The organism is uncultured Photobacterium sp. (assembly GCF_947502415.1).
In the GTDB taxonomy this organism is placed as follows: domain Bacteria; phylum Pseudomonadota; class Gammaproteobacteria; order Enterobacterales; family Vibrionaceae; genus Photobacterium.
In genome coordinates, this window is the sequence record NZ_CANMZV010000045.1 from 1 (window position 1) to 9,081 (window position 9,081).

6 protein-coding genes are annotated in these 9,081 nt (G+C 47.1%); all 6 read left to right on the forward strand.

The window, feature by feature from the left end; translation table 11 throughout:
- Positions 1–98: 98 nt before the first annotated feature.
- Positions 99–1,388: a hypothetical protein gene (locus tag Q0852_RS22930; protein WP_299022578.1), complete on the forward strand. Its 1,290-nt coding sequence runs from the start codon at positions 99–101 to the stop codon at positions 1,386–1,388.
- Positions 1,381–2,304, forward strand: coding sequence for a hypothetical protein (locus Q0852_RS22935; protein ID WP_299022580.1), 924 nt, complete (start codon positions 1,381–1,383; stop codon positions 2,302–2,304). The genes Q0852_RS22930 and Q0852_RS22935 overlap by 8 nt, the downstream gene beginning before the upstream one ends.
- Positions 2,305–2,342: 38 nt before the next feature.
- Positions 2,343–2,972 (forward strand): phage tail protein, encoded by a 630-nt coding sequence (locus Q0852_RS22940; protein WP_299022582.1) that lies wholly within the window; start codon positions 2,343–2,345, stop codon positions 2,970–2,972.
- Positions 2,973–3,022: 50 nt separating this feature from the next.
- Positions 3,023–3,655 (forward strand): phage tail protein, encoded by a 633-nt coding sequence (locus tag Q0852_RS22945; protein ID WP_299022584.1) that lies wholly within the window; start codon positions 3,023–3,025, stop codon positions 3,653–3,655.
- A gap of 95 nt (positions 3,656–3,750) precedes the next feature.
- Positions 3,751–4,593: a sulfotransferase gene (locus Q0852_RS22950; RefSeq protein ID WP_299022586.1), complete on the forward strand. Its 843-nt coding sequence runs from the start codon at positions 3,751–3,753 to the stop codon at positions 4,591–4,593.
- A 79-nt stretch (positions 4,594–4,672) separates the two neighbouring features.
- Positions 4,673–9,081: Ig-like domain-containing protein (locus tag Q0852_RS22955; protein WP_299022588.1), on the forward strand; the 4,409-nt coding region annotated here is incomplete at its 3' end.

Genomic DNA, 9,081 nt, shown 5'->3' on the forward strand with positions numbered 1-9,081 from the left:
AAGATAACAAAATAGAAGGTTGAGGCAGGAGAGTAATATTTCAATAATGGTTGTCGCACTTAGTATATGAATTCGGCGAAGCTAATAAGGAAAAGCCAGTGACGATTTTACAGAAAACGACAACTGATACCGTGCTGAATCAGCCGGAAGTTAACTTTGGAAGTAAGCTTCAAACTGGTGTACTTAACCAGTTGCTTCGTAATCAGTTGAGTCCAACTATTGATAATTCAGTTAAGCCGGATAGTAAAGCAACTAATGAAACCACCGTAATCTCGGCTTTGTCTGCCGCGGTTGATGCAGCAACAGAAATATTGAAAACGAGTCAACTGGACCGAACTCTATTACATGAAAAGCTATCACAGCTTTATTACGTCAATAAGGACGTTTATGACGCGTTAGAGATAGCTCCAGCTATGCGTAAGCGCCAGTTTATCTCTAAGAGTGGCTTAGTTCTATCCCCAAATAACAGTATTACAACGATATTGGATGATTTACGTGTACGTGCGTTTATACGGGGGCTTGATCAGGCGATAAAAGGAAAAATAGCTAACCATCATGGCGTCGTGCAAATTGCCTATCCTGCATGTGGCCCGTTTGCCCCTTTAGTCCTGCCGTTACTTGCTTACTATAAAGCACAGGGCTGTTATACCGCTCAGCAGTTGCAGGTTCGTTTAATTGATTTACAGCCAGGTGCAATACAAACGCTGGATGCGCTAGTTGTTGAGTTAGGTGTTCAGGATTATATCGCGGAGATCGCATTAGCGGATGCGCTTGAATATCAATCTGAGGTTGCATTCGATCTCGTCGTTCTGGAAGCCATGCAGCATGGACTCAGTCGAGAAGGACAGCTTGCGATAGCATTACATTTTTCTAAGCAGCTAAATGAAGACGGGGACTTTTTACCCAAGAAGATTACTGTGCGGGGGATGATTGCTTCACTTCAAAGAGAGTTTGTCGAGCAATGGCAAGATGCCAAGGAAGTTTCTGAAGCGGAAATTTCTCGCACAATTAATGCTGAACGTACCATCGTTGGAGATATTTTAAGCATAACGGCAGACACGCTGAGAAAATTAAACATACATCAGTTGGATGAGAATAACGCATTAGTTGAATGTTATTCATTAATGGTGCCTCAGCTGGCATCTGATGTTGAGCAAACGCTGTTGTTCTGTACCGAAGTTATCGTATGGGCAGATGAACGCATTGGTGAGTATGACTCGGGGATCACCCACCCGCTGCCTGAGCAACAGATTTGTATAAATTTTACCCCTTCTAAGCCATTACCTGGTGATCTGAACGTTGTAAGCGGCGATACCCTACAGTTTTACTACAAGCTCAATGGATTACCCGGTTTTCTAGCAACAGTAGTCGAGGTAAATCATGAGTAGCTTACCCATTAAAATCACCATTGTGGCGGGCCACTCCATCGCTGTCCCGACCCTGAATATTCTTCTGGCGCAGGGTCAGCTGAATGGAGTTATTTTACCTCCTCAGGTTGATATGTTTTCAGCGCAACTTGAAAACTGGCTTGGACAGCAAAATATTCCTTATTTGCGCGTTCAACCTGACAGTCAGATTGCTCTTGAGGAGTTGCTAAGTCATTGGGAAACTGATGTTGTTTTGAACTTTGGCTTCATGAACTCATTACAATATTTTTCGCAGGCGAACGATATAAAGTTGTTTGATATTTCTCTTGATCGTTCATCTTATCTGGCGGTCAAAAAATGTTGCCGCAATATTCGCCTGCTAGTGCAGGAAAGGCGGCATGCTCGGCAAGTCACCTTAGCTGCTTTTGATATCCATTCTAATGAGACAGCTCAAGGGCTGTTAAACCGGATTACCAGTCAATCTATTAATGTCATTGAAGAGTTTCTTGAACGGCTCCAGCATGATGTGCCTGAACACTTTGAGCCATTGACTTTCATTTCAGATGACGTGTTTCAGTCTCCTCTGGAGCAGGAGTTGCTTGTCGACTGGCAGGTGGATAATAGTGAAACAATTTCTGCAATGGCCCGTGCGGGTAATCCACATTTTGGTGGGTGTACCGTAGTTATTGCTAATAGCCCTGTACATCTTCTTGAAGCTCACCCTGTTAATCACCCAACTTATGGAGTTCAGCCCGGAACCATCTGCCATGTTGGTGATCCGGAAGGCGTTATTGTCGCCACAATTGACGGTGCGCTCAGGATAGAGGTGCTTTCTACGGTAGATGGCATTTATGGAAGCTTGAGTTTTTGTGAACAATTTAAGATTGATGCCGGAATGGCATTTGAAACCAAACGGCTAGAGCAAATCACTGTTTAGCCGACAGGATATAGGTTCAATAACTGAAGGAGCGCGCTATGTCTGAACCTTTTATTGGCCAAGTAGATCTCTATGGCTTCAATTTTGTCCCGGAATACTGGGCGCAATGTATGGGGCAAACTATTGCTATTGGTGAGAATCAAGCACTTTTCTCACTAATCGGCACAGCTTATGGTGGTGATGGTCGTTCCACTTTTGGTTTGCCTGATTTGAGAGGGAAAGTTGCTGTTAGCCAGGGGCAACGACCTGGTGGTGACATTGATTGGAAGGTTGGGAATATGATTGGAGCTGAAACCCATACCTTAAGCGAAGCCGACCTGCCAGCACACACTCACGCGGCTAGTTTTGCCGCTACACCAGGCAGTACAAATGTGACTGTTAACGCAACTCAAGACACCGGAGATAACAATACACCCTCTGCGGGATCGTATCTTGCGCAGAGTGACGTTCCAAAACCAGGAAGGGACAAACCGGAGTATATCTATAAGTCCAGCCCCTCCAGTAGTTCAATGGTCCCACTTGGTGGCGTCGTTGCAGGCCCTGGGATGGTGGATGGAAAGGTATTAATCAATTCAACGGGCAACAATCAAGAATTTAATCTCACTCAAAGTAGTTTGATAGCTAATTACTGTATTGCACTTCAAGGTTTGTTCCCGTCAAGGACTTGAACAGGCTCGACTCGCATACATCAGCATCTTATTAAGATAGGAGCGTTACTATGGCAGACCCTTTCATCGGCGAAATTAGCCTATTTAGCTTCAACTTCAATCCCAGAGGATGGTTTTTATGCAATGGTTCATTGCTACCAATCGCCAACAACACGACTTTATTTTCATTACTCGGCACCATGTACGGTGGCGATGGCCGAACAACATTCGCTTTGCCTGATCTACGGGGACGAGTTCCTATGAATAAAGGGCGCCACCCGGGTAGTTATTATGATTGGCGAATGGGCCAACAGGCTGGTAGTGAAACTCATACGCTGACAATTCCAGAGTTGGCAGCACATAGCCATACCGCTACTTTTACCGCCACCGGGGGAGAAGCTCCAAACGTTACAATTAACGCTACAAATGAGCCCGGCACTGAATCCCTGCCATCAGAAGGCGCTTATCTTGCCGCAGCAACAGCCCCCAGTAGTGGCCCAGATAAGAATGAACTGATTTATAAAATGAGTCCGTCCTCTGGCTCATTAGTGGCATTAGGTGGTGTTGAGGTTAAAGGTGGTGGTGCTACTGGTGTTGTTACTGTCGATCCAAACGGAGCCACCCGGGAGTTCTCAATTTTACAACCGACATTGGCCCTGAATTACTGTCTTGCACATGTGGGCACTTATCCGCCTAGAAGTTAGCGGGCGATTAGCAATGAAGCGTCAAGCGCAAAGTGAATTCAGCTTTTTTACCTTGCGCTTGTTCATAAGATAACGATAGGCAGGGCTAAGTAATCATGGCGAAATTTCATTTTATATCGGGTTTACCGCGTTCAGGATCGACGCTACTAGCCGGTATCCTCAGGCAGAACCCGTTGTTTTATGCTGGCATGTCTAGCCCTGTTGCCGGACTTGTTAATGGCTGTCTGGAGCAGATGGGAGCTGGCAGTGAGTTTTATACTTTCTTTGATGATAAGAAGCGTAAGACCATCTGCTCTGCTTTGTTTGATGCCTATTACCAGGACAAGTCTAATTACGAAGTGATCTTTGATACTAACCGGATATGGACTGCACGCCTTCATCAGCTTAATGAGTTGTTTGGGGACTTCAAAGTGATCTGCTGTGTACGTAATCCGGCTTGGGTTTTAGATAGTTTTGAGAAAATCTATCGTAAAAACCCGTTTGAATATAGTCGTATGTATAGTCCACAAACCCGGCAAACAGTTTATTCGCGTTGTGATTCTCTGATTAATGCGGGAGGCGTAGTAGGGGGTGCCTGGACCGCTTTAAAAGAAGCTTATTACGGTGAATATTCTGATCGGTTATTGCTAATAGATTACGATTTGCTGACTCAGCATCCTCAGCGATCAATTCAATTGATCTATCAGTTTCTAGCTGAAAAACAGTATTCACATGATTTCGACAATGTTGAATATGATGCAAATGAATTTGACCAGCAGCTTGGTGTCGCTGGTTTACATAGAGTAAAGCAAAAAGTTGAATTCAAACCAAGGCGCAGCATATTACCGCCTGATTTATTTCAAAAATACAGTGAAATGGCGTTCTGGCAAGATGCCAGCGGTACTGCAGCTAATATCATCGCACCAAAACAAGAGTTAAACGAAAGCAAAAAAATGTAGCTTGAATTTTTGCCGAGAGAGACGGATGTGGAGACTCCGGTAAAACGTCGTTGGATGGTGAACAGAACAGGATGTTCTTATGAATAAGTATTTACTTAGCACTATTGCGGCTGCCATGTTGCCTATGGGATTGAATAATGCATTGGCGCAACCAGCAGGTACTTATACTTATATAGGTAGTAGAAATAGAGGTGCAGGTCTTATTACCCCTCTTAATGAAAAGCCTTTTTCTAGCCACGCATCGATGAAACTAAAGCAAGTCTCAATTGCAGATGTTGAACTCGTGATACCTGAACAAACCCCAGCCATAAATTCAGAATTAGCCCGTCGAAATGCAGTTAAGGAAGATGATTTAGTTTTAGTTGCTAACGTCCCGGTTAACGAGCTTATTATTATTGATGAGGCAGTGCCGGATAAGCATTTGTTCTACAAAAACTTAAAGAACAATGTTGAAGTTAAGGAAATTAATAGCCAACAGGATGGGTTGGAACAACTAAAAATAATACTGTCAAATTATCAAAATCTGAATGCCTTACATCTTGTCTCTCACGCCGATGACGGTGTTATTTATCTGGGTAACACGGCAGTGTCAAAGCAGCGGCTGCTTGATGACGGTTTATTTTTGTCTGTTCTCAATGTTTCCCTAAATGATGGGGCGGATTTACTTCTTTATGGTTGTGATTTAGCCAAAACAGAACAAGGGATATCACTAATTGAGTTGATTGCCAATCAGGCTGATGTTGATGTGGCTGCATCTAATGATAAAACGGGATCCGAAAGCAATAATGCAAATTGGGATCTGGAAATTACAACGGGTGATATTGATGACGGAAAGGCTTTTAGCGAGCTAGCACTAAAAGATTTTACCGATATATTGGCTGGCGGCACTATAACCATGGATGGTTTTCAGGCGGGCGTAGAAAGTACAACTCTTAGCTACAGCTTCTCTGGCTACAATATTACCGTTGGATCTGATTTAGACCTGGCTAACGGCCATGGCTTTTATGCTTATAACGGTACTATGTGGGTTAATACTTACGTGGAGAATATGAAAAAAACCTACATCTATTTTGATGCCAATGAGAGTTTTAATGCTTCAAGTATTAAATTAATGAACGAAAGCAACCCCCCTATAGACCGAACCTTTAAGGTTACCTCAGATAAAGGTGATTCCACCTCGGTTTTGATTGCAGGTTATGCTGAGTCGGTAATCCCATTGACGGGATTTGATAATATAACCAAATTAATTATTGAACTAGATAATGGCGGTGACTTACCTTACTTCGAATTTGACGACCTTGTGGTAAATAATATTACGCCGATGTCATCTGCACCCACTATCATCTTTGCCACTTATGATGCAAGCACCAATACGGTGACTGTCACCGGGGAGAACTTTGAGGTAAAGGATGGGCCTTACAATGATGTCGACCTTTCCAAACTTACATTCACCGGCGAAAATAGCGCAACTTATACTCTCACTTCGGCTTCAGATGTGGAAATAGACAGTGCCACATCGTTTAACTTCACGTTATCAGGTGCCGACCGAACAAACGTGGAAGGGTTACTTAACAAAGACGGTACGTTCTCGGATGATTCGACCACTTACAATCTTGCAGCTGCCGATGACTTTATCGCCAATGTCACCGACGGTGACAGCGCCGATGACAGCAATGCTATCACCGTCAGTAACTACAGCGCCCCGCAAATTACTTCAGGCACTTATGATGCGTCCACTGGTGTTTTAAGTGTAATAGGGACAAACTTGGTGAGCCTTTCGGGCAGCAATAATGACGTAGATGTTTCGGAAATCACGGTTACCGGTGAGGGTGGCTCAACCTATACCTTTGCAACGACTACCGACGTAGATATTACCTCAGATACGGCGTTTACCATTACTTTAACCGGTGCCGATAAGACAAGTGTAAACGCTTTGGTTAATAAAAGTGGCACCGTTTCGATCGACAATACTACCTACAATCTGGCTCTTGCCGATAATTGGATGGCGGCTGCTGCCACCAGCGCCGATATAGCGGATACAACAGGGAATGGAATTACTGTTTCTAATGAGGTTGTCCCCCCCTCTGTTACAAGCATTTCACTGTCGGGAACGCCGGCTGGAAACGCAACATCCATAACCTATATTGTTGCTTTCGATGAAGCTGCCAGTGAGATCAGCATTGATGATTTTGAGTTAACTACCACAGGAACAGCATCAGGTAGTGTCGTTAGTGTATCTAGCGGTAGTGGCAGTAGTGTAGATGTGACGGTGAATGGTATTAGCGGCAGTGGGACACTTAGACTGGACTTAAAGGCCAACACCAATATCACTGATGCTAATTCAAATGGTAACGGTAACAACGGTTATATTGCAGCGTTTACTAGTGGAGCTGTACACACGGTTGATGCGGCTGTTCCGGCGGTATCTGGCGTCAGTGCCATCTCCGGTAACGGTAGCTACAGTACCGGTGAGACCATCAGCATTACTGTCAGTTTCGATGACACGGTAAATGTAACTGGTACACCGACCTTAACCCTTGAAACCGGCACCACTGATCGCACTGCCACCTACAGCTCGGGTTCGGGCAGCAACACCCTGACTTTTGAGTACACCGTCCAGGCTGGTGACAGCAGCAGTGATTTGGATTATGTTGCAACCAACTCTCTCAGCGGCACCATAAAAGACAGTGCCGGTAACGATGCGACGTTAACCCTGGCAGCACCTGGTGTGACCAATAGTCTTAGCGCTAACAAGACGATAGTTGTTGACGGCGTTATTCCGACTGTGACCATCGGCAGCGACACCCCAAGCCTCAAAGCCGGTGAAACGGCCAGCTTGACCTTCATCCTGAGTGAAGCCAGTAGTGATTTTGCAACTAGTGATATTATTGTCGTGGGTGGTTCACTGAGCGGTTTCAGTGGTAGTGGCACCACGTATACCGCCACTTTCACCCCGGATACCGATCGCAGCGCAGCGGCGACTATTGATGTTGCAGGAGGTGTGTTCACCGACAGCGCCGGGAATACCAACACCGCGGCGACCCAGCTCAGTATCAGCCTCGATACCGTGCTGCCGACCATTAATATCGGCAGTGACACGCCGAGCCTGAAGGCCGGTGAAACCGCGGCGCTGACCTTTACCTTAAGTGAAGCCAGTTCAGACTTTGCGGAAAGTGATATTACCGTGGTCGGCGGTTCATTGAGCGGCTTCAGTGGTAGCGGCACTACGTATACTGCGACCTTCACGCCAGATACCGATCGCACCGCAGCCGCGACCATCGATGTGGGCGCCAATGCCTTCACCGACAGCGCGGGGAATACCAATACCGCGGCGACCCAGCTCAGTATCAGCCTGGATACCGTACTGCCGGGGATCAGCATCGGCAGTGACACGCCGAGCCTCAAGGCCGACGAGACCGCGGCGCTGACCTTCACCCTGAGTGAATCCAGTTCAGACTTTGCGGAAAGTGATATTATCGTGGTCGGTGGTTCACTGAGCGGCTTTAGTGGCAGCGGCACCACGTATACCGCCACTTTCACTCCAGATACCGATCGCAGCGCAGCGGCCACCATCGATGTGGCGGTCAATGCCTTTACCGACAGCGCCGGTAACACCAACACCGCGGCGACCCAGCTTAGTATCAGCCTGGATACCGTGCTGCCGACTATTAGCATTGGCAGTGACACGCCGAGCCTCAAGGCAGGCGAGGCCGCAGCACTGACATTCACTCTGAGCGAGGCGAGTTCTGACTTTACGGTCGGGGATATCACCGTGGTCGGTGGTAGCCTCAGCGACTTCAGCGGCAGTGGTACCAGTTACACCGCGACCTTTACCCCGGACAGTGACCGCACCGCAGCGGCAACCATCGATGTGGCGGCCAATGCCTTTACCGACAGCGCTGGGAACAACAACACCGCGGCGACCCAGCTCAGTATCAGCCTCGATACCGTGTTGCCGGGGATCAGCATCGGGAGTGACACGGCGAGCCTGAAGGCGGGTGAAACCGCGGCGCTGACCTTTACCTTAAGTGAAGCCAGTTCAGACTTTGCGGAAAGTGATATTACTGTCGTTGGTGGTAGCCTTAGTGGCTTCAGTGGTAGCGGCACTACGTATACTGTGACGTTTACCCCGGATACCGATCGCAGCGCAGCAGCCACCATTGATGTGGCGGCCAATGCCTTCACCGATAGCGCCGGGAATACCAACACCGCGGCGACCCAGCTCAGCATCAGCCTGGATACCGTGCTGCCGACTATTAGTATCGGCAGCGATACCCCGAGCCTCAAAGCGGGTGAAACCGCGGCGCTGACCTTTACCCTGAGTGAATCCAGCTCAGACTTTGCGGAAAGTGATATTACCGTAGTGGGTGGTTCACTGAGTGGCTTTGCCGGCAGTGGCACCACGTATACTGCGACGTTTACCCCGGATACCGATCGCACCGCAGCAGCCACCATCGATGTGGCGTCCAATGCCTTCACCGACAGCGC